20 protein-coding genes, 1 tRNA gene and 1 pseudogene are annotated in these 22,326 nt (G+C 60.8%); 21 read left to right on the forward strand and 1 reads right to left on the reverse strand.

Annotation, left to right across the window (positions count from 1 at the left end; translation table 11 throughout):
- The first annotated feature begins 3 nt into the window (after positions 1–3).
- From glyS to VHE12_13110, 5 genes are all read left to right on the forward strand, one after another.
- Entirely contained in the window at positions 4–2,127 is a 2,124-nt protein-coding gene (gene glyS, locus VHE12_13090; GenBank protein ID HVZ81718.1) for a glycine--tRNA ligase subunit beta, read from the forward strand.
- A gap of 215 nt (positions 2,128–2,342) precedes the next feature.
- Positions 2,343–5,117 (forward strand): pyruvate, phosphate dikinase, encoded by a 2,775-nt coding sequence (ppdK, locus tag VHE12_13095; GenBank protein ID HVZ81719.1) that lies wholly within the window; start codon positions 2,343–2,345, stop codon positions 5,115–5,117.
- A gap of 249 nt (positions 5,118–5,366) precedes the next feature.
- Complete coding sequence (locus tag VHE12_13100; GenBank protein HVZ81720.1) at positions 5,367–7,205, forward strand: right-handed parallel beta-helix repeat-containing protein; 1,839 nt, start codon at positions 5,367–5,369, stop codon at positions 7,203–7,205.
- A 104-nt stretch (positions 7,206–7,309) separates the two neighbouring features.
- A complete protein-coding gene (locus tag VHE12_13105) occupies positions 7,310–7,792 on the forward strand; it encodes a molybdopterin-binding protein (protein HVZ81721.1) in 483 nt (160 codons plus the stop codon).
- Between the two features lie 10 nt (positions 7,793–7,802).
- Positions 7,803–8,498 carry a M15 family metallopeptidase gene (locus tag VHE12_13110; protein HVZ81722.1) on the forward strand — a complete coding sequence of 232 codons (696 nt, stop codon included), beginning with the start codon at positions 7,803–7,805 and terminating at the stop codon, positions 8,496–8,498.
- 18 nt (positions 8,499–8,516) lie between these two features.
- Here VHE12_13110 and VHE12_13115 read toward each other — a convergent pair whose 3' ends face one another.
- Positions 8,517–10,724 carry a PBP1A family penicillin-binding protein gene (locus VHE12_13115; GenBank protein ID HVZ81723.1) on the reverse strand — a complete coding sequence of 736 codons (2,208 nt, stop codon included), beginning with the start codon at positions 10,722–10,724 and terminating at the stop codon, positions 8,517–8,519.
- A gap of 100 nt (positions 10,725–10,824) precedes the next feature.
- On the opposite strand from VHE12_13115, the gene tyrS reads away from it, so the two are divergent.
- The 16 genes and pseudogenes from tyrS to VHE12_13195 all read left to right on the forward strand — a co-directional run bounded on the left by tyrS (position 10,825) and on the right by VHE12_13195 (position 22,238).
- Positions 10,825–12,066: a tyrosine--tRNA ligase gene (gene tyrS / locus VHE12_13120; GenBank protein ID HVZ81724.1), complete on the forward strand. Its 1,242-nt coding sequence runs from the start codon at positions 10,825–10,827 to the stop codon at positions 12,064–12,066.
- Positions 12,067–12,363: 297 nt separating this feature from the next.
- A complete protein-coding gene (locus tag VHE12_13125; protein HVZ81725.1) occupies positions 12,364–13,113 on the forward strand; it encodes a YebC/PmpR family DNA-binding transcriptional regulator in 750 nt (249 codons plus the stop codon).
- Complete coding sequence (ruvC, locus tag VHE12_13130) at positions 13,103–13,690, forward strand: crossover junction endodeoxyribonuclease RuvC (GenBank protein ID HVZ81726.1); 588 nt, start codon at positions 13,103–13,105, stop codon at positions 13,688–13,690. The genes VHE12_13125 and ruvC overlap by 11 nt, the downstream gene beginning before the upstream one ends.
- A gap of 25 nt (positions 13,691–13,715) precedes the next feature.
- Positions 13,716–14,279, forward strand: coding sequence for a zinc ribbon domain-containing protein (locus VHE12_13135; GenBank protein HVZ81727.1), 564 nt, complete (start codon positions 13,716–13,718; stop codon positions 14,277–14,279).
- 29 nt (positions 14,280–14,308) lie between these two features.
- Entirely contained in the window at positions 14,309–14,917 is a 609-nt protein-coding gene (ruvA, locus tag VHE12_13140; protein HVZ81728.1) for a Holliday junction branch migration protein RuvA, read from the forward strand.
- Between the two features lie 23 nt (positions 14,918–14,940).
- Complete coding sequence (locus VHE12_13145) at positions 14,941–15,123, forward strand: hypothetical protein (protein ID HVZ81729.1); 183 nt, start codon at positions 14,941–14,943, stop codon at positions 15,121–15,123.
- Positions 15,124–15,228: 105 nt separating this feature from the next.
- Complete coding sequence (locus VHE12_13150) at positions 15,229–16,350, forward strand: carbohydrate binding domain-containing protein (protein HVZ81730.1); 1,122 nt, start codon at positions 15,229–15,231, stop codon at positions 16,348–16,350.
- 119 nt (positions 16,351–16,469) lie between these two features.
- Positions 16,470–16,545: transfer RNA gene (locus tag VHE12_13155), tRNA-Thr, on the forward strand.
- Between the two features lie 304 nt (positions 16,546–16,849).
- On the forward strand, positions 16,850–17,101 hold the full coding sequence (gene rpsP, locus VHE12_13160; GenBank protein ID HVZ81731.1) for a 30S ribosomal protein S16: 252 nt from the start codon (positions 16,850–16,852) through the stop codon (positions 17,099–17,101).
- A gap of 78 nt (positions 17,102–17,179) precedes the next feature.
- Positions 17,180–17,410, forward strand: coding sequence for a KH domain-containing protein (locus tag VHE12_13165; GenBank protein HVZ81732.1), 231 nt, complete (start codon positions 17,180–17,182; stop codon positions 17,408–17,410).
- A complete protein-coding gene (rimM, locus tag VHE12_13170) occupies positions 17,403–17,957 on the forward strand; it encodes a ribosome maturation factor RimM (protein ID HVZ81733.1) in 555 nt (184 codons plus the stop codon). Before VHE12_13165 ends, rimM begins: the two co-directional genes overlap by 8 nt.
- Positions 17,938–18,687: a tRNA (guanosine(37)-N1)-methyltransferase TrmD gene (trmD, locus tag VHE12_13175; protein HVZ81734.1), complete on the forward strand. Its 750-nt coding sequence runs from the start codon at positions 17,938–17,940 to the stop codon at positions 18,685–18,687. The genes rimM and trmD overlap by 20 nt, the downstream gene beginning before the upstream one ends.
- A gap of 27 nt (positions 18,688–18,714) precedes the next feature.
- Positions 18,715–19,062: pseudogene (gene rplS / locus VHE12_13180) on the forward strand (50S ribosomal protein L19).
- A 305-nt stretch (positions 19,063–19,367) separates the two neighbouring features.
- Positions 19,368–20,915, forward strand: coding sequence for a YCF48-related protein (locus tag VHE12_13185; GenBank protein HVZ81735.1), 1,548 nt, complete (start codon positions 19,368–19,370; stop codon positions 20,913–20,915).
- Positions 20,890–21,846 (forward strand): ribonuclease HII, encoded by a 957-nt coding sequence (locus tag VHE12_13190; protein HVZ81736.1) that lies wholly within the window; start codon positions 20,890–20,892, stop codon positions 21,844–21,846. Before VHE12_13185 ends, VHE12_13190 begins: the two co-directional genes overlap by 26 nt.
- The gene (locus tag VHE12_13195) at positions 21,837–22,238 is read left to right on the forward strand and encodes a YraN family protein (protein HVZ81737.1); all 402 of its coding nucleotides are present in this window, start codon (positions 21,837–21,839) and stop codon (positions 22,236–22,238) included. The genes VHE12_13190 and VHE12_13195 overlap by 10 nt, the downstream gene beginning before the upstream one ends.
- Positions 22,239–22,326: the final 88 nt, after the last annotated feature.

Raw genomic sequence — 22,326 nt, forward strand, 5'->3', positions numbered from 1 at the left:
GCCATGTACCTGACCAAGGACGCCATCCTGGAGATCGGTTGCGAGGAACTCCCTTCCTCCTATATCCGGCCGGCCATCGACCAGATGGTCGCGGCCGCGGAAGCTTCCTTGAAAGAACATAAGATCAGTTACCAGTACCTCTACACCTATTACACCCCCCGGCGCTTGGCCCTTTTCTTCAAGGGATTGCCTGAGATGCAGCAGGAGATCATGAAGGAAGTGACCGGGCCTCCGGTGTCGGTGGCTTTCGACGAGCATGGGCTGCCCACCCGCGCCGGGGAGGGTTTTGCCAAGGCGCAGGGCGTGTCGGCGGCCTCCCTGAAACGCATGATGACCCCCAAGGGCGAGGTGGTGGTGGCCCACAAGAAGAGCGGTGGGCGCATGACCTCCGAGATCATGGCCGAGGTCTTCCCCGAGGTCATCAAGAAGATCCGGTTCCCCAAGGTCCAACGCTGGGGCAATGGGGATTTCCTCTTCGCCCGCCCCATCCGCTGGGTTTGTTCGGTCTATTCCCGATCGGTCATCCCCTTCGGGATCGCAGGCCTTTACAGCAGCCGGGAGACCCGGGGTTTAAGGGCCCTCAAGCAGGGGCCTTTGGACGTGGTGGAAGCGGGGGATTACCTGGATGTCCTGCGCAGCGCCGGCGTGGTGGCCGCTCCCGACGAGCGCCGCCAGACCATCTGGAACAAGGTCCAACAGGCCGCCGCCGAACGGAACACCACGGTCATCGCCGACCCGGAACTTTTGGACGATGTGAACAACCTCATCGAGGCCCCGGACGTCATCATGGGGTCCTTCGACCCCCAGTACCTCACCCTCCCCGAACAGGTCATCGTGACGGCCATGCGGGAACACCAGAAATACTTCGCGGTGCGCGACGCCCAAGGCAACCTGGCCCCCTATTTCATCGGGGTCATCAATGGGACCCCCAGGGACAAAGCGGTGGTCATCCGCTCCAATGAGGCCGTCCTCAAGGCCCGGCTCGAGGACGCCAAGTTCTTCGTCGCCGAGGACCTGAAACTGCCATTGGAAGGTTGGGCCGAGAAGGTGGCCGGCATCACCTGGTTGGAGGGGATGGGGACCATGGCCGACAAGGCCGAACGCTTGTCCGGCCTGGTCAAGAAATTGGGCCCCCTTTGCGGCATCCCGAAGGAAAAGGTCGAGACGGCGGCCCAGGCGGCCCTCCTTTGCAAGGCGGACCTGGCGACCAACATCATCCGCGAGAAGGAATTCAACAGCCTCCAAGGCGTCATGGGCGGGCTCTACGCGGCCCAACAAGGCAAGCCGGAGGTCGGCGAGGCCGTTCAGTTCCATTATTTCCCCCGGTTCTCCGGGGACAAACTGCCGCCCGCCGGGGCATCGTCCCTTCTGAGCATGGCCGACAAGCTCGATACCATCGTGGGGTGCTTCCTGGCCGGGGTCATCCCGACGGGCTCCCAGGACCCCTTCGCCCTTCGGCGCCAGGCCTTGGGGATCATGCAGATCCTCTTGGAAAGCCGCTTGAAAGTCTCCTTGGACGACCTGGTGACCACCACCCAGAAACAGTTCGGGGGCAAGGTGAGTTCGAAGGTCACGGCCCAGATCCTCGATTTCTTCAATGGGCGCTTACAGACCATCCTGGAAGGACGTGGCCTGGTCTATGACGTCATCAATGCCTCCACGGCGACCGCAGCCCCGACCTTGATCGAGATGATCGCCAAGGCCGAGACGATCCAGAAACTCAAGATGGACCCGGATTTCCAGAAACTTGCCACCGCCGCGGGCCGGGTGCTACGCATCCTGCCGCCCAAGAAGGTGACCGCCAAGGTTTCCAAGCCCCTCCTCAAGATGGAGGAGGAGAGGGACCTTTTCGACAAGGTCCAGTTCGCCCAAAAGCTGGTCGCCGATACGGATCCTCATGCGGAAAGCTATTACGAGGACCTGATCGGGCACCTGGAGACGCTCATCCAGCCCATCCACGCCTTCTTCGAGAAGGTCATGGTCATGGACAAGAACGTCAAGGTGCGGAACAACCGCCTGGCCCTCCTCCAGCAGGCCGCCGAGCTTTTCCTTCGGGTCTGTGATTTCCGGAAATTGGTCTATGCCTCGGAGAACGCGGCCTCCCCGGGTTCGAACCCTAAAAGTTGACGGCTCTGGCCAACGGGGCCCAATCCTTGGTTTTTCACCCTCCTTATTTGACCCGCCTTCGTTGAAAAGAAAGACCCCTTTGCTACAATAACCGCCTTTCCGCCACCCCGACGTTCATGGCCGCTCATCCGCAAGGTTTCCGCTTTGGCCCTTTTCCAAAGCCGCCGGGATGGCATTGAAGACCCAAATCTTTTGATCCTGCCAGGAGGAAGTCCATGCCGAAGAAAGCCGCGAAGACCAAGAAGGCCGCCGGTAGCAAGAAGGGGAGCAAGTTCGTCTATTTCTTCGGCAACGGGAAGGCCGAGGGCACCGGCACCATGAAGGCGGAATTGGGCGGGAAGGGAGCGGGCCTCGCCGAAATGACCAACGCCGGCGTACCGGTCCCCCCGGGCTTCACCATCACGACCGAGACCTGCCGCATCTATTACGAGAACAACAAGAAGGTCCCCGAATCCATCGACAAGGAAATGCAGGTCCACTTGGCCCGCCTGGAGAAATCCCTGGGCAAGAAGTTCGGCGACCGCAACAACCCCCTGCTGGTCTCGGTCCGTTCCGGCGCCAAGTTCTCCATGCCAGGCATGATGGACACCATCCTGAACCTGGGCCTGAACGATGAGACCATCAAAGGCCTGGTGGCTTCCACCAACAACGAACGTTTCGCCTGGGATTCCTACCGCCGTTTCGTGCAGATGTACGGGAACGTGGTGCTGGACATGGGCAAAGAGGTCTTCGAACGCGTCATCGACACCATGAAGGAGGAGAAGAGCGTGAAGCTGGACACCCAGCTCACCGCCGCCGACCTGAAGGAGCTGGTCGAGAAGTTCAAGAAGCTCATCCGCGAGAAGAAGGGACAGGACTTCCCCCAGGACGTCATGGCCCAACTTCGGGGCGCCCGGGACGCGGTCTTCCGTTCCTGGATGAACGACCGGGCCATCTATTACCGCAAGCAGAACGACATCCCCCACGACATCGGGACGGCCGTCAACGTGCAGTCCATGGTGTTCGGGAACATGGGCGACGACTCGGGCACCGGTGTGGGGTTCACCCGCAACCCGGCCACGGGCGAGAAGAAGTTCTACGGCGAATACCTCCTGAATGCCCAGGGCGAGGACGTGGTGGCCGGGATCCGCACCCCCCAGCCCATCGCCAATCTCGAAAAGGACATGCCCAGCGTCTTCAAGCAGCTCTACGAGACCACCAAGCGCTTGGAGAAACACTATCGTGATATCCAGGATTTCGAGTTCACCATCGAGAAAAAGAAGCTCTTCATGTTGCAGACCCGCACGGGAAAGCGCACGGCGGCGGCGGCCGTCAAGATCGCCATCGACCTGGTGAACGAGAAGCTCATCACCAAGGAGGAGGCGCTCCAGCGCGTCGAGCCCATCCAGCTCGACCAATTGCTCCATCCGGTGTTCGATCCCAAGGCCCCGAAAGAGGTCATCACCAAAGGTTTACCGGCCTCCCCTGGCGCCGCCACCGGCCAGGCGGTCTTTACCGCCGATGAAGCGGTCAATTTCAAGTCCGAGGGCAAGAAGTGCATCCTGGTCCGTCTGGAGACCTCTCCGGACGATATCCACGGGATGGACGCGGCGGAAGGCATCCTGACCGCCCGCGGCGGCATGACCTCCCACGCGGCGGTGGTCGCCCGCGGGATGGGCAAGACCTGCGTGGCAGGTTGCGAGACCATCAAGGTGGACGAGCACAACAAGCGTTTCACGGTCGGTTCCACGGTCATCAACGAGGGTGACTGGGTCTCCATCAATGGGTCCACCGGCGAAGTGATCAAGGGCAAGGTCCCGACCATCGAGGCCGAGCTTTCCGGCGACTTCGGGGTCCTGATGGCCTGGGCGGACGCTGCTCGCACCCTCAAGGTGCGCGCCAATGCCGACATCCCGCGCGACGCTAAGGTGGCCCGCGCTTTCGGTGCCGAGGGTATCGGGCTCTGCCGCACCGAGCACATGTTCTTCGACGAGGATAGGCTCCCCCATATGCAGGCCATGATCCTGGCCACCGACGAGGCTTCCCGCCGGGAAGCCTTGAAGAAACTCCTGCCCATGCAGAAGTCGGACTTCCTGGGATTATTCGAGGCCATGGAAGGGTTCCCGGTGACGGTCCGTTTCCTGGACCCGCCCCTGCACGAATTCCTGCCCAAGCGCGAGGAGTTGATGGTCGAGGTGGCCAAGATGGAGGCCACCGGAAAGAACAGCACCTCCAACGAAACCATCAAGAAGGCCCTGGAACTGGTCACCGAGGGCGGATCCGACCTGCAAAAGGCCAAGAGGCTCCTGCACCGGGTGGAGGAACTCCATGAGTTCAACCCCATGCTGGGCCACCGGGGCTGCCGCCTGGGGATCACCTATCCGGAGATCACCGAGATGCAGACCGAGGCCGTCATTTCGGCCGCCTGCGAACTGGTGAAGAAGGGCAAGAAGATCGTTCCCGAGATCATGATCCCGCTGGTCGGGGACGTGGCCGAGCTCAAGGACCAGAAGGCCATCGTCATCAAGAAGGCCGACGAGACCATCGCCAAGTATGGGGTCAAGCTCGAGTACCTGATCGGGACCATGATCGAGCTGCCGCGCGCCGCCGTCACGGCCGACAAGATCGGGGCCGAGGCCGACTTCTTCAGCTTCGGGACCAACGACCTGACCCAGACCACCTTCGGGTTCTCCCGCGACGACACCGCGAAGATCATCCGCCATTACCAAGACCACGCCATCTACGAGAAGGACCCCTTCCAGGTCCTGGACCGCGGTGGAGTGGGCCAATTGGTCAAGATGGGTGTGGAGAAGGGCCGGAGCGTGAAACCCAAGCTCAAAGTGGGGATCTGCGGAGAGCATGGGGGAGACCCCAATTCGGTCGAGTTCTGCCACATGGTGGGGCTCAACTATGTCTCCTGTTCGCCTTACCGGGTGCCCATCGCCCGTTTGGCCGCGGCCCAGGCCGCGATCCGTCATTCGGGGAAGGGCAAGGAATATTCCTCGAAGTAAGTCCGCAGGTTGAACCTTTAAGGAGCGGGGACCACCCCGCTCCTTTTTTGTTTAAAGGGCTTTAACCCGCGCTCCTGAGGGTTTCCGAAAGCCTCTTTTGAGTTTATCGAAAATCGTTTTGTGTTATATTAGCCGGGCTTTTTAAGGCTTTTCGTCGGCGGTTCCGGGGGGCGTCCCCTCCGGTCTTTTCGCGGCCCAGACCTAATTGAACGTTCGGCTATCCCAGATCCCGGGGTTTTCATCCGATCCATGAAAAAAACGAAACTCTTTTTGTCCCTTGCCTTCTTCGCCGCCGCCATCGCCCTCCACGCCGATACCCAGGTCCCGTCCTCCATCAACACCGATACCCAATGGGAGGCGTCGGGCAATCCCTACATCATCCAGGGCAAGGTGACTGTCGCCAAGGGCGCCACACTCCATATCGGCCCCAATGTGCGGGTCCAGTTCCGGGGTCCGGCGGGCCTGGAGGTGGACGGCACCCTTAATGCGGAGGGTTCCGCCGCGGCCCCGGTGGTCCTGGACATGACCGAGGGGGGCCTGAAAAGCGAATTGTTCCTCAATGGGGCGACCGCCCTTTTGACCAACGTCCGGGTGCTCGGCGGCGTTTTCCTGGTCCAGGATACCCAGCTCCATCTGCAATGGTTCGAGATCACCAAAGGGAGCGGCCTCTATCTGCGGGGCGCCACCACGGCCAATGTCAAGAACGGGAAGATCTACGGGAACGCGACCGGTTTGGTCCTGGATGGCACCATCCAGGGAACCTTCCAGTTCAACACCCTGACCCAGAACACCTACGGTCTTTTCCTGAAGAACTTCTCCTATGTTTCGTTCACCTATAACAGCGTCCATGACAACGACAAGGATGTGGTGAACAGCTCCACGACCACCGCCCCCTTGGGCGGGAACTATTGGGGCAACATGGACGAGAAGACCATCCTGTCCAAGACCCAAGGGCCGGTCGATCTCGAACCCGTCCGGGACCTGAAAGAGATCCTGCGCCGATACATCCGGACCCAGCTTCCCACCATCACGAAGGAACAAGAAAAGGCCCTGAAGGATCGGGAAAAGAAGCAGGCTGAATCCGAAGCCGCCAAGAACCCGACCCCCGAGCCCGCCGTTGCTCCCGAAACACCCGCGGCTCCCGCTCCTGAAGCTCCGGCCGAAACGACCCCCGAGGCACCAGCCGCCCCGGAAGCCGCACCGGCCCCTGAGGAAACTCCGGCCGCCCCGGAGGCTTCCTCGGCTCCCGCAGGCGTGGCACCGGTCAAGGATCTGCCGGCCGCACCCCACAAGTTGAAAACCCTGACCTTGCCGGCCGACCAAGGCGATCTTTCCAAGATCCCGGGCCATGTCCCAGGTCCTTCCGAGAAACCCGTGGCCACTGTCGGCCCTGAAACAGTGGGCGCCCCGTCCGCCGCGCCGGAAGCACCCGCACCCGCCGCCGCTCCAGAAGAATCCCCGGCCCCGCCGCCCATGCCCATGGGCTCGGAAACGGCTCCGCCTCCCCCGGCCGAGAGCGGGACCTTGTCCCCCGTCGGATCGGAATCTGGGACCATGCCTCCCCCGCCGCAGATCGACGTGACGGCTCCGCCCGATCTGGATGGCAACTCGGCGTCCCCTTCAACCCCACCGCCTCCTCCGCTCCCCGCTTCAGCGGCCGAGACCGCGGCTCCGACTCCCGTGGTTGAGACCGTTCCTTTGGCCCCTCCCCCGGTGCCCCAGAGCAGCGTGGCGCCTTCGGATAATGTGAGCGTTCCCCCGCCGCCGGCCCTGAATGAACAAATGGCCCCTTCGGTGGCTCCGGCTCCGCCGTCGGCACCCCCGACCCCTGCCCCGACCCCGGTGCCCACGGTCAGTGCGGAGGATCAACAGAAAGCCTTGGAATCCCTGGATGGTGTGAGCGGGGATATCGACGGGATGCAGGCGCCTCCCTTGGACTTGAACCTGGACCTGGCCCCTTCCGACAAGGCGGGGAACAACAAGACCGGTCTAACCCTCCCTCCTATGAAGGACAGTAATGTGGCACCCCCGAAGGACTTGGACCTTCCCCCGACGGACGACAGCGGTACCTTGACCCCGGCCAAGTAAGGTCGGGTTTTAATTCTCCGAGCGCTCCGTTATCATTTGCTTGAAACCCTTTAGGTCCTGAACGCCCTTCCTCTATCTTTAAACCTTTCCGAAGCGAGGGAACCATGCCCATTCAAGTCGCCCTTTTTTCCATCGGTGAGAAGTACACGGCTCCCGGGGCCAAGGATGAGGCGGGGGATATCCTGAACGCTTCCTGTCTCAAGATGGGCTGGGAAGTGGTGGCCCGCATGCCTTTGAGCGGTGAGGAACAGGAATTGGCGGGCCAACTGGTCCAGACGGCCGACAGCGGGACGGTGGACATCCTCTTCACCATCGATGGGATCGGTTGCGGCGCCCAGGATCGGGTGCCCGAGGCCATGTACCAGGTCTGTGAAAAATGGATCCCGGGCCTGCCCGAGCTCATTCGCAACAAGGCCTACGAGAAGACCCCGTTGGTGGCCCTGACCCGGGGCGTGGCGGGTATCCGGGGAAAGACCCTGGTCCTGAACCTGCCGGGTTCGCCGACGGCGGTGAAGGACTCGATGGATATCCTTCGGCCGGTCCTCCGCCTAGCGGTGGACCATATCAAAGGTCACGGCGCTGGCTGAAGGAGCCCCTTTGGGAAGGACACTGGCCTTTCTCGCGGTCCTGCTCTCCCTCTCCGCCGGGCTTCAGGCCCGGACAGCCCTCAAGCACACCAAAGGTTCGCCCTTGCGCTCCCTTCATGCCCTGGAAAAAGATCTCGACTACGTCGACCTGTCGGCCTTTCCCCACGTGCGTATCAAGCTCAAGTACGCCACGACCGACAACTTTATGGGCCTCAACATGTATGGCCCCTTCCGAAAGGCCTTCCTACATAAGGACGCGGCCGCCATGTTCCGCCGGGCGGTGAACCTGCTCCAGAAGGAAAGGCCGGGTTATTCCTTCGTTGTCTTCGATGCCCTGCGTCCCCATTCGGTGCAATGGATCATGTGGGACCGGGTCAAGGACACCCCCGAACGTAAATACGTTGCCAACGCCGAGATCGGTTCCCCTCATAATTTCGGGATGGCCATCGACCTGAGCGTTTTGGATGAAAAGGGCAGGGAATTGGATATGGGGACGCCCTTCGATTCCTTCTCGGAGGTGTCCGAACCGAAATTGGAGCAGAGGTTCTTGGAGGAAGGGAAGTTGACGAAAGGCCAGATGGAGAACCGTCTTATCCTGCGCCGGGCCATGACCGGGGCGGGCTTTCTGCAGCTTTCCCATGAATGGTGGCACTACAACGGTCTGCCCGAACCGGAGATCCGCAAGAAATATAAGATCGTGGAATGACCCGGCCGGATGACCGGATCAGAAACCCTCGTCGGGGTAGGCTTCCTGGGAGACCGGGGCGGTTTTGGCGGGTTCCTCCTCCTCGGGGGTTGTATTGGGGGTCGCGCTCTTGACCATCGCCGGGGCACCCATTTCTAAAAGGTCGCCAGCGGGTTGGCCCGCGCCGTTATCGTTCGAAGAGGAATCAAGACCGTTGAGGGTCGCACCGCCCGTATGCAGGTTGCAGAGCCGGGTCGGGGCCGTTTCCTTCCGGAAGATCTCGTCCCTGGTCCGGGGACAGAAGGCGCTGGCCAAAAGTCCGCTATCCAGGCAGATCTTCTTGTGCACGAAATCGGCCTCGGTTCCCTTGGGAGGCTGGAAGTCCTCCACCGGTTTGCCTTCCATGGCCACTTTCATGAATTCGGCCCAGATCGGGGCCGCGGCCTCACCACCCGTTTGCCGGTGGCCCAGGCTTTGGCGTTCGTCATAGCCCACCCAAACCCCGCAGGTCAGGCTGGGTGTGTAGCCGATGAACCAGGCATCCACATTGTCGTTGGTGGTCCCGGTCTTGCCCGCCGCCGGGTAGGTGAACCCGAGCCGGCGGACGATACGCCCGGTCCCGTTATCCACGACGTCCTTCATGGTATGGGCCATGATGTAGGCCACCTCGGGGTCCAGGGCGTCCTGGGCAGAAGGGGTGTTGGTCTCCAGGACCTTGCCGGAAGAGTCCTTGACCGAAAGAATGGCGAAGGGTTCGACCCGGACCCCCTGATTGGCGAAGACCGAAAAGGCCTGGACCAGGTCCTGGAGCGTTACCTCCGAGGTGCCCAAACCCAATGTCAAGTTGGGCTTGATGGGGGTACTGATGCCCATCCGGCGCGCCACGCTCACCACCGGTTGGATCCCCAGTTTTTCCAGCAGCTTGATGGTGACCACGTTGATGGAATACATGAGGGCGGTGTGCAACGTGGTGGGACCCCTGAACTTGCCCGAGAAATTGGTGGGTCGCCAGGGTTTGCCCGTGGAAGGGTCGTCATAGACGACCGGCGAATCGAGGAACACATCGGCCATGGTGTAGCCGTTCTCGATGGCGGCCGCGTAGATGAAAGGCTTGAAGGCGGATCCGGGCTGGCGCTTGGCTTGGATGGCCCGATTGAAGACGCTCTTGCGGTAGTCGATGCCCCCGATCATGGCGCGGATGGCCCCGGTGTGGGGGTCCATGGCCAGCAGGGCCCCTTGGATGGGTTGGTCCACCGGGATCGTGGTCTGGCGGACCCGGCGGGCCACGATCTCGGCGTTGGCCACGCCCCTGGACAAGGCCTTTTGGGCCGCTTCCTGCATCTTCAGGTCGAGGGTGGTATAGACCGATAGCCCGCCCTTGTAGACCATTTGGGACCCATAACGTTGCTCCAACTGCTGGCGGACATATTCCACGAAATAAGGGGCGTTCTGCACCTCGATCTTCTTGAGCTCGATGGGAGTGTTGCGGGCTTCGGTGCACTCTTGTTGGGTGATGAAGCCGTGGTCGGCCATGAGGGAGAGGTCCAGGTTGCGGCGGGCCAAGGCATCCAGGGGCCTTTTATAAGGATCATAGTCATTGGGGGCCTTGGGCAGGCTGGCCAGCAGGGCGCATTCGGGAAGGGTCAGGTCCTCGACGTGTTTCCCGAAGTAGCTGCGGGCGGCCGATTCGACCCCATAGGCGCCTTCCCCGAAGTAGATCTGGTTCAGGTACATCTCCAGGATCTCCTTCTTGGAATAGTTCCTTTCGATCTGGAGGGCCAGCAGGATCTCGCGGATCTTCCGCGAGAAGGTCTTCTCATGGGTGAGGAAGAGGTTCCGGGCCAACTGTTGGGTCAGGGTGCTGGCGCCCTGGAGCTTCTGGCCGCCGTGCCGGACGTTCTGGATGAAGGCGCGGGCCATCCCGATGGGATCGATGCCGATATGGCGGTAGAAACGGTCGTCCTCGATGGCGATGAGGGCGTCCTGCAGGGTCTGGGGGATCTTGTCGAGGGAGACCACGGTGCGCTGCTCGAGCCAAAGCTGGCTGATGACCTCGCCGTTGACGTCATAGATGCGCGTGGCCTGGGCCGGGTTGGAGGTCTGGAGAAGTTTGATATCGGGGAGTTCCTGGAGCTGGGCGTAAAGGAAGCCCAGGACGATCCCGGACAGGGCGAAGCCCAGGATGAAGGCGTATTTCAGGAAGGTCAGGAATGGTTTGCGGGCTTTCTCGACTTTCTCGATCGGCATGGGTCCCTTCGGGGAAATGGAAAATTAGAGACGGTCATTATATCGACTGCGTCCCATTTCAACAGCCATCCCCGGGCCTTTTTGTTATCATGAGGCCCTTGTGAGCACCCCATTCGATAAAACCCCCGAACAACAATTGGAGATCCTGCTTCAAGGAACGGCCGAGGTCATCTCGAAGGCCGAACTTTTGGAGAAGCTCAAGGCCGCCCACAAAGAAGGCCGGCCCTTGCTCGTGAAGTGGGGAGCGGACCCTTCGGCCCCCGACATCCACCTGGGCCATACGGTGGTCCTTCGCAAGTTGCGCCAGTTCCAGGACCTGGGCCACAAGGTGCAGTTCCTCATCGGCGACTTCACCGCCATGATCGGTGACCCCACGGGTAAATCGGCCACCCGCAAACCCCTGAGCCGCGAAGAGGTGGCTGCCAACGCCAAGACCTATCTGGAGCAGGTCTTCCGGGTGCTCGACAAGGACCCGGCCAAGATCGAGGTCCGCTACAACAGTGAATGGTGCCGGCCCATGAGCTTCGAGGACGTCATTCGACTGGCCTCCCGATATACGGTGGCGCGTATCCTGGAGCGGGACGATTTCACCAACCGCATGAAGGAACAACGGCCCATCAGTTTGCACGAACTGCTCTATCCGCTCATCCAGGGTTATGACTCAGTGGTCCTGAAGTCCGACGTGGAAATGTGCGGGACCGACCAAAAATTCAATTGCCTGGTGGGCCGGGCCCTACAGGAGGAAGCGGGACAGCGGCCCGAAGCCATCCTTTCCATGCCCATCTTGGAGGGCCTGGACGGGGTCAAGAAGATGTCGAAAAGTCTGGGGAACTACGTCGGTGTGACCGATACGCCCAATGAAATGTTCGCCAAGCTGATGAGCGTTTCGGATGAACTTATGTGGAAATATTACGAACTTTTGTCCGACCTGTCCCCGGGGGCACAAAAGGACCGGAAGGCCCAGGTGGAAAAGGGCCAATTCCACCCGAAGACCGCCAAGCAGGAACTGGCCCGGGAGATCACCCAAAGGTTCCATGGCGAGGTCAAGGCGAAGGAAGCCTGGGACTATTTCGAGAACCGTCACAACCTGGACCAGTCGGTCGATTACGAAAAGGTCCAGGTCCCGCCCGGGGCCCATAAGGCGGCGGACTTCCTTTTGATGGTCGGCATCGTCAAGACCAAGAGCGATGCCAAGCGGCTCATCGAGCAGGGGGCGGTGGAGTGGGTGGACGCGGACCAGAAGAAAAGGAAGATCGGTTCCTTCAACGAGGTCATCGAAATGGGGCCAGCCCAATCCGGTTTGATCCGTGCGGGAAAGGTGTTCTTGAAGGTCGTTTCTTAAAGGTCTTTTCCACGGGGCGTGCCAGGTCGACCCGGACAAACGGTCGAAATTTCCCTTTTTCCTCCTTCGATTTTTTCCGAACTTCCGCCTTTTCCCTAGGCAGTCCCCGGGCCCCTGGCTATAATCCGAAAAGAAAGGCCCGCTCTCTTGAGATGCCATCAAGTCAGCGGCCTTTTGTCGTTTCAGGGGACAAATAAGCGCCCTAAAGCCCTTGTTTCCAGGGGGCGGGCCGGCCCTTGGGGGTGTCCTCGAGGCCTGAAATGGAAAAAAATCGGTAAATTTTTTTAGGGGTCGGACATGAGTGGTCACAATAAATGGGCGAAGATCAAGAGGACCAAGGGCGTCCTGGACCAGAAGCGTGGGCAGGTCTTCTCCCGTTTGGCCAAGGAGATCCAACTGGCCGCCAAGAGCGGCGGCGATCCGAATACCAACCTGAAACTGCGCACCATCCTGCTCAAGGCCAAGGAAGCCAGTATGCCCGCCGATACCATCAAGCGGGCCATCAACAAGGGGACCGGCGCCGAGGCGGGGGCCGCCCTGGAGGAAATGCTCTATGAGGGCTATGGGCCCGCCGGCGTGGCCATCCTGGTGGAGGCCGTGTCCGACAATCGTAACCGCACCGCCGCCGATATCCGCTCCATCTTCTCCAAATACAACGGGAACATGGGGGAATCGGGTTCGGTGAGCTTCCTGTTCGACAAGAAGGGCGTGATCCTGGTCAAGAAGGAAGCCATCGGCGAGGACGACCTGATGGGACTGGTCCTGGAGGCGGGTGCGGAGGACCTCAAGGGGGACAAGGCCGACGTATATGAGGTCACCACCGCCCCGGAGGCCTTCGACAAGGTCAAGAACGCATTGGATGAGAAAAAAGTCCCGACCGAGAGCGCCGAGGTCACCATGATCCCCAAGACCACGGTCCCTCTCGACGAGAAAAAGGCCGAGTCGGTCCTGAAACTTTATGACGCCCTGGACGAGCATGACGACGTCCAAAATGTACACGCGAACTTCGAGATCACCGACGAGGTGATGGCGAAACTTGGCCGGTAAAGTCCCAAGCCCGGGCTCCGGGCAGGTGGTCCTTGGGATCGATCCGGGACTGGCCCGGATGGGCTACGGGGCGGTGGTCCAGCGGGGCCATCAGATGAAGGCGGGCACCTACGGCACCTTGACCACCCCGGCGGGCGGGACCCTGGAGTCGCGGTTGGTCCTTCTCTTCGGGCGGCTCCAGGAACTCCTGGGAAAAGTGAAGCCGCAAGCGGTGGCGATGGAGGAACTGTTCTTCTCCAAGAACGTCAAGACCGCCCTGGCGGTGGGACAGGCCCGAGGGGTCGCTCTTTTGGCCTGCGGGCTGGCGAAGGTGCCGGTCTTCGAATACCGGCCCATGGAAGTGAAACAGGCCGTGGCGGGATATGGCGGGGCCGATAAGGCCCAGGTGCAGAGGATGGTGAAGATCCTCCTGGGGCTCCAGGAGGTGCCCAAACCGGACGATACGGCGGACGCGTTGGCCATCGCCATCGCCCATGCGCAAAGTTCGGGAACCGCGCTCTCCCAGGCGGTCAAGCGGATGAGCCGGGATAAGAACCTTTCGCCGGCCCTTTGGAAGGGTTCGGGGAAGGTCCAATAAAGGACGGAAGGGAACCGATATGTTGATGAAATGCAAGAATTGCCGCAACAAGCTCTACGAGAACGCCCGTTACTGTCCCGAGTGCGGTTATCCCGCGGACGAGAAATTCAACGTGACCGCCGAGGACTTCCTCCGGGACACCGAGAACAAGGGCAAATCGGACAAGCTGAGCCCCGACAGCGGCCAACCCCTGACCATCCTGGAACACCAGGGCCAGCAATATCTTTGGGACGAGGAGAACATGGGCGTCTGGATCGACGGAAAGATCCTGGAAGGCATCGACCGGGAAGCGGCCCAGGTGGTCTTTGAGAACCTGAACGACGAGGACCAGAAATACTTCAACCAGGCCAAGGAGCACATCAAACTGCGCTCTTCCGGGCTCACCAGCCCCTTTTCCCAGAACGAGCTGGATGAGCATTATTTCAAGGCCCTGGTCATCGACGAGGACTATGAGACCAAGGGCATTTGGCTGGACTCCAACGTGATCTCCTTCTGGTACGCCGCCACCCAGAACAAAGAGGCCCCGGCCTTGACCCAGGTCGAGGAACTCTTGCATGTGTTGGTCCACCTGAAATTCCTGGAAGACTGACCGCCATCCTGAACGGCGAGAGGTGATCCTTGATCGCTTTCCTCCAAGGGATCCTGACCGGCAAACAGGCCGACCGCGTGGAACTGGACGTGAACGGGGTGGGCTATGAGGCCTTCGTCTCCCAAAGGACCCTGGCCGCCCTTCCCGCGCCCGGCGCCAACGTTTCCCTGAAGACCTACCTGCATGTGCGCGAGGATGCCCTGCTATTGTTCGGGTTCCTGAAAGAAGCGGAGAAACAGGCCTTTCTCCTGGCCCTTTCGGTCTCCGGTGTGGGGCCCAAGGCCGCCCTGGGGCTTTTATCGGCGCTGGACCCGGAATCCTTCTATCAGTGCATCCTTCACAACGACCTCAACCGTCTAAAATCCGTACCGGGCATCGGCCAGAAGACGGCCCAGCACCTGGTGTTGGAATTGAAGGACAAGGTCGCCAAGTTGACCGGCCCGGCGGCCCTGGCCGGCGAAAGTGTTTTTAACGCTGAAACACGCAATATCGCCGATGCCATCGAGGGGTTGATGGGCCTGGGTTATTCGGCGGCCGAATCGCGCCGGGCGGTGTTGGCGGCGGCCCAGGACCTGGGCGGGAATTCGACGGTTGAAGAACTTTTAAGGGCGGGATTAAAATTAACGGCCTCCCATTGAGCCGGCCCGATCGAGGAGCTTTCATGAAGAATTTCAGCCTTCCGCGTTTAGCCTTCCTTTTGTGGTTCCTGAACTACGCCCTATTCGCGCTGATGCGATACGCCATGGGCGGCGGGCGGGTGGAGATCTTTTCCTTCATCGTTTCCGCGTCGGTCTGGACGGTCGTCGAGCTGGTCTGCCTGGGTTTCATCGAAGAGAAGTTCTGAGCCGGGAGGCTGGGGGCGGGGTTTTGGCGGCCCCGTTGAACCGCTCCAACCTTCCTGGCCCGATGTCGGGGTTTCGGTTCGTAAAGAAATGAAAAGGAGAAACGAATGAAAAAGTTCTTGAGCTTGTTCTTGGCCCTGGGGTTGCTGCAAGCCGGGGCCGCCTTCGGCGGGGTCATCCAGGATTGGAGCAATGTCCAATCGGGCAACGCGGGCCCCTACAATGACAGTGCCTCCAAGGTGGAGTTCACCTTCGACGCAGGCCCCAAGGGCGGGGAGAAATCCCTGAAGATCACCAGCAACATTTCGGCCAACGGTTATGCGGGGATCTACACCAACCCGGGCGGAGTGGACCTTTCCAAATTCGGGAATCTGAAGTTCATGGCCAAGGCCACCGTTCCGGGCGATGTCCAGATCGCCATTACGGACGCCTTCGGCGTCCAGTACGTCTCCAAGTTCACCATCCCTTCCAAGGATTGGACCGAAGTGAACGTTCCTTTGGCCTCCTTCTCCAAGGACCCCTACTACACACCGCCCCAGGCGGTCCTGGGCCATCCAATGGACCTGAGCAAGGTCGGCAATTTGAACTTCTCCCCGCAGGCCAAGGGGGATGAGATCATCTGGGTGGGACCCGTTTCCGCCGATGGGGCCCCGGGCGCTTCCGCCGCCTCGAGCGCTTCCGCCTCTTCTTCCACGACGTCCGCGGTCGCCGTGCCCAGCGGCCCGAGTGTGCCGGTGTTGGACATCGCCACGCTCGATTCCAAGAGCGCCGGGACCTTTCAGGACAGCCAAGGCTCCTCCTTCACTTTTACCACGAAGGAAAACCCGAGCAAGAAAGGTGACCAGTACCTGGCCATTAATTATGTGCTCACCCAAGGGGGCTATTGCGGGATGTGGGCCCGGGCGGGCGGGAACGATTGGAACGGGGTCAACCTGAAGGATAAGAAGGTCATCAGCATGACCATCTATTCCAAGGAGCCGGTCTCCCTGGGATTGGCCATCAAGGATGCCACGAACAACCAATATGTGCTGGACACGCCCATGACCAAGGGCGGGAAGTGGGAAACCGTCGTGGTCAATCTTTCCGACTTCAAACTGGACCCCTATTACACCCCGCCGGACGCCAAGAAGGGCGCCCCCGAGGACCTGAGCAAGGTGACGGGGTTCAATATCCAGGCCAAGACGGTCGGGAAGTTCACGGTCGCCGTGGATAACGTCGTCGCCAAGTAATACTCGGCTCGTTCCTGATCCCCGGATTTCGTTCGAAATCCGGGGATTTTTGTTTTTATTGATAATTGACGGGCTAGGGGTGCAAAGATAAACTTTGGCTCCTTTTGGACGACCCGAACGCTGGGGTAGCTCAGCTGGTAGAGCAGCTGTTTCGTAAACAGCAGGTCGCCGGTTCAAACCCGGTCCCCAGCTCCATTTTCAAGCGAATGGGATCGAACCCGGGAAAGGGCCGGTAGAACGGAAGTTTGACTGGATGTGCTTCAGGGATCCGCAAGGGGAACTTCCCTGGCAAGTGCGAAGCGCCAAGACGGTTTCCTGCCTCCGATTTCCCCCTAAAACCCGAGGTTTTCATCGGCCCCGGGCCTATTTCCTTGACTTGCCATGGACGGTTTTTTTAATATCCATCTCCCTTTGGCCCAGGCCCGGGGTTGCGGTGGTCTTCGGTCTGCCCGATCTTTCATCGTGAAAATCAAAATTGAATCGTCCGTGAGGAGGAGCCGTGTCCGTCAAGATCCGTTTGAAACGCATTGGAAGCAAGAAGAAGCCGAGCTATCGCATCGTGGTCCTGGATTCGACCATGTCGGGCAAAGGCCGCCGGGTCGAGGATCTGGGGACCTATAATCCCCGCGCCAAGGAAGAGGCCCAAGTCCTCAACCTGAAGAAGGAAAACATCCAAGCCTGGATCAAAAAGGGCGCGGTCCCTTCCGATTCCGTTTCCGGGATCCTGCGCAAAGCCGGGATGGCGGTTTAAGACTCCCCTCGGGGACCCCGGGGAGCCTGCGCTTAACGGCGCGAGCGGGGGCCCGCAGTCCATGAAAGAGGTGTGGCTATGAAGGAATTGGTCGAATACGTCGCGAAGTCGCTGGTGGACAAGCCGGAGAGCGTGGCGATCCAGCAAAGGCTCGAAGGCAACCTGACGGTCCTGGAATTACGCGTCTCCCGGGACGATTACGGAAAGGTCATCGGGAAGCAAGGGCGGACCATCAAGGCCCTGCGCACCCTGGTGTCCGCCTCCTGCGCCAAGAACGGGTTGAAATACTCCCTCGAAGTCGTTGAGTAACCCTCCTCCGTCCCCAAGCACCCCGAACGACTTCACCGTGTTGGCGGTCATCGTCCGCCCCCATGGCCTCAAGGGCGAGGTCAAGGTGAACCTCCTTTGCTCGGGTTTGGACCGGCTGAAGACCTGCCCGAACCTCCGGCTGGTCAAGGACGGCCGAGAGCTCAAGGCCGTCACGGTCGGGCGTTCGTTCATGCATAACGACGGGGATGCGGTGGTCCGGTTGATGGAAGTGGAGGGCGTGGACGAGGCGGAGTCCTTGCGGGGGGCCTATTTGGCCATCCGGTCCGGCGAGAGACCGGACCTGCCCGAAGGGGCCTATTACGTGGATGACCTGCTGGGTCTGGCCGTGGAGAACCCTCGGGGGGTCCTCCTGGGACATATCGAGGAAGTCATGGACGGCCTGGCCAACGCGGTCTATGTGGTCAGGGACGGCAAGAACGAGGTCCTGGTCCCGGGCTTAAGATCGGTGGTCCGAAGCGTGGACCTGAAGGCCCGCCGAATGGTGGTGGACCTTCCGGAAGAGATCGATGGCGAAACCGCGGATTGACATCCTAACGCTCTTCCCGGAGTACTTCGAAGGCCCCTTTTCGGTGAGCATCGTGAAGCGGGCGCTGGACAAGAAGGCCCTGACCCTCAAGACGCACTACCTGAGGAAATGGGCCAAGGACAAACGAAAGACCGTGGATGATGTGCCTTACGGGGGCGGCGCTGGAATGGTGTTGAAGCCGGACATCCTGGAGAAGGCCCTGGCGGCCATCAAGAGGGGCCGCCGGAAGGTGCGGACCCTTTATCTCTCGCCGCAGGGGAAGCGCTTCGACCACGCCATGGCGTTGGAACTGTCGAAGGAAAAGGACCTGCTGCTGGTCTGTGGCCATTACGAGGGATTGGATGAGCGGGCCATGGGGTGGATGGATGGGGAAGTGAGCATCGGGGATTTCGTGCTCACCGGCGGGGAACCGGCGGCCGCCGTGATAGTGGATGCCCTGGTGCGTTTCCTACCGGGTGTGGTAGGGGACCGGTCCTCGGTGGAGAAGGACAGCTTTTTTAATGGATTATTGGACCACCCGCACTATACTCGTCCCCGCCTTTTCAAGGGGATGGAGGTGCCGGAAGTCCTCTTGTCGGGGAACCACGCGCTGATCGATAAGTGGCGCAAGAAGCAGTCGCTGAAGAGCACCCTGGCCAAGCGGCCCGACCTTTTAAAGGCGGTCCAATTGGATGACGAGGAAAAGAAGCTTCTCGCCGAGGCCGAACGGGAGTTGGAGCAGGGAAGTTAGGCAAAGTCAAAGAAGGAGTGGTAGGTCATGAACGCGACGATAAAGAAGATCGAGGATGCCCAGATCATCCGCAAGAATGTCCCTTTCAGGGTCGGTGATACCGTTAAGGTCTCCCTGAGGATCAAGGAAGGGGAGAAAGAACGTATCCAGGCCTACGAGGGCGTGGTGATCGGGATCCAGGGCAAAGGTGGGAAGATGCGTTTCACCGTGCGCAAGATCTCCTACGGGGTCGGCGTGGAAAAGACCTTTTACTTCCAGTCCCCCATGATCAAGGACGTCAAGACCGTCCGTTCCGGCAAGGTGCGCCGGGGCAAGCTCTTCTACCTGCGCGGGAAGCTCAATAAGAAGGATGCCCGCATCCAGGAGAACAAAAAGGGCCTGCAGGTCCCGGCCGAAGGCGCCGCTGAGGCCGCTTCGGCGGCCAACGTGGAGCCGGCCCCTGTCGAGGCTCCGGCCGCCCCTGCCCCTGAAACCAAGGCCTAAAAGGGCCCAATCTTTCCTGCCGTTCTAGGCCGCCCCGAATGGGGCGGCTTTTTTATTTCCGGACCAAGGCCCTGACCGGGTTCGTTCGGGGCGTTCCGAACGTCCAAAGGCATATGCGAAGGAGCCTGGTCTTGGGCAGGGCGCTGGGCCCGGCCTCTCCCTTGCGGTGGAAAGACACCCTGGGTAGGATAGCCCCCATGAAAAAAGCCCTCTTTCTCCTCCCTCTGGCCGCCGGGCTGGCCTTTCATTGGGCTTGCACAGGTAGCGGGGCGGTCAGCCCCCTTTCCCCCGCCAAGGCTTCCACACCCGAGGCTTCTTCCTATAACGATTCCCAAGTGGTCTATTGGGCGCCCTTTCCCTTGGCCGCACCCGTTTCCGAGGTCTTGAACGGGGTCTGCCTCCTCTCCAAGAAGCAAGGATGGGCCTGCGGCAATAATGGACTTGTCCTGAAATTCGACGGGGAGACCTGGGCCTCGGTCGATACGGGCCTGGCCAAGAACGAGAACCTCATGGCCATCGCCTTCGCCAGCGAGAGGGAAGGATGGGCCGTCGGCACCCATGGCATCATCCTGCATTACAACAACGGCAACTGGAGCTCGGACGCATCCCAGACCCAGGAACTCCTTTATGGCCTGGCGGTCAGTCCTTCCCGTACGGTCTGGGTCGTGGGTTCCAACGGGACCCTGCTGACCTACAACGGTGTTTCCTGGGGCAAGATCACCGGGATCCCGGGGCCGACCGCCGGGACCACCCTGGTGGAGGACCTTTATGACGTCGGATTCTCCAGCCCCAATAACGGTTGGGCGGTGGGCAACCGGGGGACCATCCTTCGCTATGACGGGCAGAAGTGGACCTCCTTCCCGGCCTCGCCCACGACGGAGCGGATCAACTCGGTCTCCGTCCTTGACGATGCCCAGGCCTGGGCGGTCGGGGCCTTCGGGACCATCCTGCGGTTCAATGGGACCGCCTGGAACAAGATGGGCAGCGCCTTTTCCGGGGTGGACCTCTACAAGGTCCGCATGAAGAGCGATGACGACGGCTGGGCCGTGGGCCAGGATGGGACCCTCATTTATTACGACGGATCCCGTTGGATCTCCCATGTGAAGCCCGAAGGGAAACCCTCCCTGAACGGGGTGGCTTTTTACAAGGAGGTGGGTTTCGTGGTGGGGCAGAACGGGACCATCCTTCGGTATCAACCCAATGGGGACACGGCCCAATTCTCCTTCCTGTTCAAGGGTTTGGCCTCCCAGGACCTGGCCAAGACCCCGGCCCAATGGACCCTGGTCTATACCCTCCTGAACCAAAGTCCCAAAGCCTCGCCCCTGGTCACCTTCAGCCTTCCCCTCCCCAAGGGTTTTGAGGCCTTCACGCCCCAGCCCACGCCTTCCCCCACGGGGACCCTGATCCCCACCGCGACCTCCACCCCCAGCGCCACCCCGACGGCCACGACGGAAGCCAAGGGGACCCCGTCCTCCCCCAAGGCCGAAAGCGCGGGAAAGCCCATTCCGCTCTCGGGGACCTGGAAGGTGAAGGATGACCGCCTGGAATGGGAAGTGGGGAACATGGCGATAGGCGAATATAAGTCCCTTTCCATCCAGGTGCGGGAAAAGAAGGGTGAGAAGGCCGAGCCGCCGGTCGTCTTCCGGGCCCAGATCAAGTCCGCCGACAAGGTCGTTTCCGAGGCGGCGCCTCTGACCATCCTCCAAGCGCCGACGGCTCATGGCTCCCCGACTCCAGGCCATTGAGGCGGAAGCCCTCCAAAAGCCTTCCCTTCAAGAAGCCTTGGATTTCGTCCGTCTGCAATTAGGCCCGGAGGATTCGGCCGGGGCCAAGCGTCTGCTCGAAAAATTCGAACGCAAGGCCGCCAAAGAAGAGAAGGAGAAGGACCGGCTCAAGACCCTCCTTCGTTATGAGACGGAAGCCCGCCAAAAGGGATGGGTCCGTGTAGCGGGGGTGGACGAGGCGGGGCGGGGACCCTTGGCCGGGCCGGTGGTGGCCGCCGCGGTCATTTTGGACCCGGACTTGCCGCTCGCGGGCGTGAACGATTCCAAGAAGTTGACCCCCGAAAAGCGTGAAAGCCTCTTTCCGATCATCCAAGACAAGTCGTTGGCCTACGGCATCGGGATGGCGTCGGTGGAGGAGATCGACAGCCTCAATATCTACAAGGCGGCCCGGTTGGCCATGGAACGGGCGGTCGAAGCGATCGCGCCCCCGCCGGACATGCTCTTGACCGATGCCATGCCGCTCCCCAAGTTCCAGGTCCCCCAGAAACCCTTGGTCCATGGGGATGCCCTTTCCCTGAGCATCGCGGCGGCCTCCATCCTGGCCAAGGTGACCCGGGACCGGATGATGGCCGAACTCCACGATCGATACCCCCATTACGGTTTTGGGAACCATATGGGCTATGGCACCGCCGAGCATCTCCAGGCCTTGGAAGAGCACGGACCCTGCCCGGAACACCGCCTGACCTTCGGCCCGGTCCTCAACTCCCTGGCCAGGAAATTCCCGGACGGGCCTTTGGGGTTCTGGCGGCATCAGTTGGAGAACGCCCAAGACGCGGACCAACTCCAGCAGGTGGGGGTCCGCATCAAGCGGCTCACCGGGGGCCAGTTCACGGAAGTACAAATGGAGGGTTTGCGGGAGGTCTTTCGCAGTAGGCGGGCCCAATGGCCATGAAAAAGAAGCCCAGTACCCACTCCCAAGGGAAGCGCGCCGAGGAAACGGCGGCCCTTTTCCTGAAGCTCAAGGGATACCGGGTCCTGGAAGCCAATTACCGGGTGCCCCAGGGAGAGATCGACCTGATCGCGTCCCGGGGAGGGGCTTTGGTCTTCGTCGAGGTGAAGAGCCGAAATGGAAAAACCCAGGGAACGCCATTGGAGGCCGTTACGCCCCGAAAAGTGAAACGCCTCACGGCCGCCGCATCCATCTATCTTTCCAACCGGCCCGAAGAAGAAAGGGAATGCCGATTCGATGTGGTCACCCTAGGCCCGGACAAGAACCTACTGGGCCTTCCCAAGATCCGTCATTTCGAGAACGCCTTCTCGCCCGAGGGCTTTTTCAACGTTTGACCGCTTGGTATCACCCTAAGGTCCCGGGTAAATCGTATCTCCATTCCCGGCCCCGAAAACCCATCCCTGGCCGTCCTCCCCATCCTAT

Source organism: bacterium (assembly GCA_035549195.1).
Lineage (GTDB): Bacteria > Oederibacteriota > Muellerivitia > Muellerivitales > Muellerivitaceae > DASZRK01.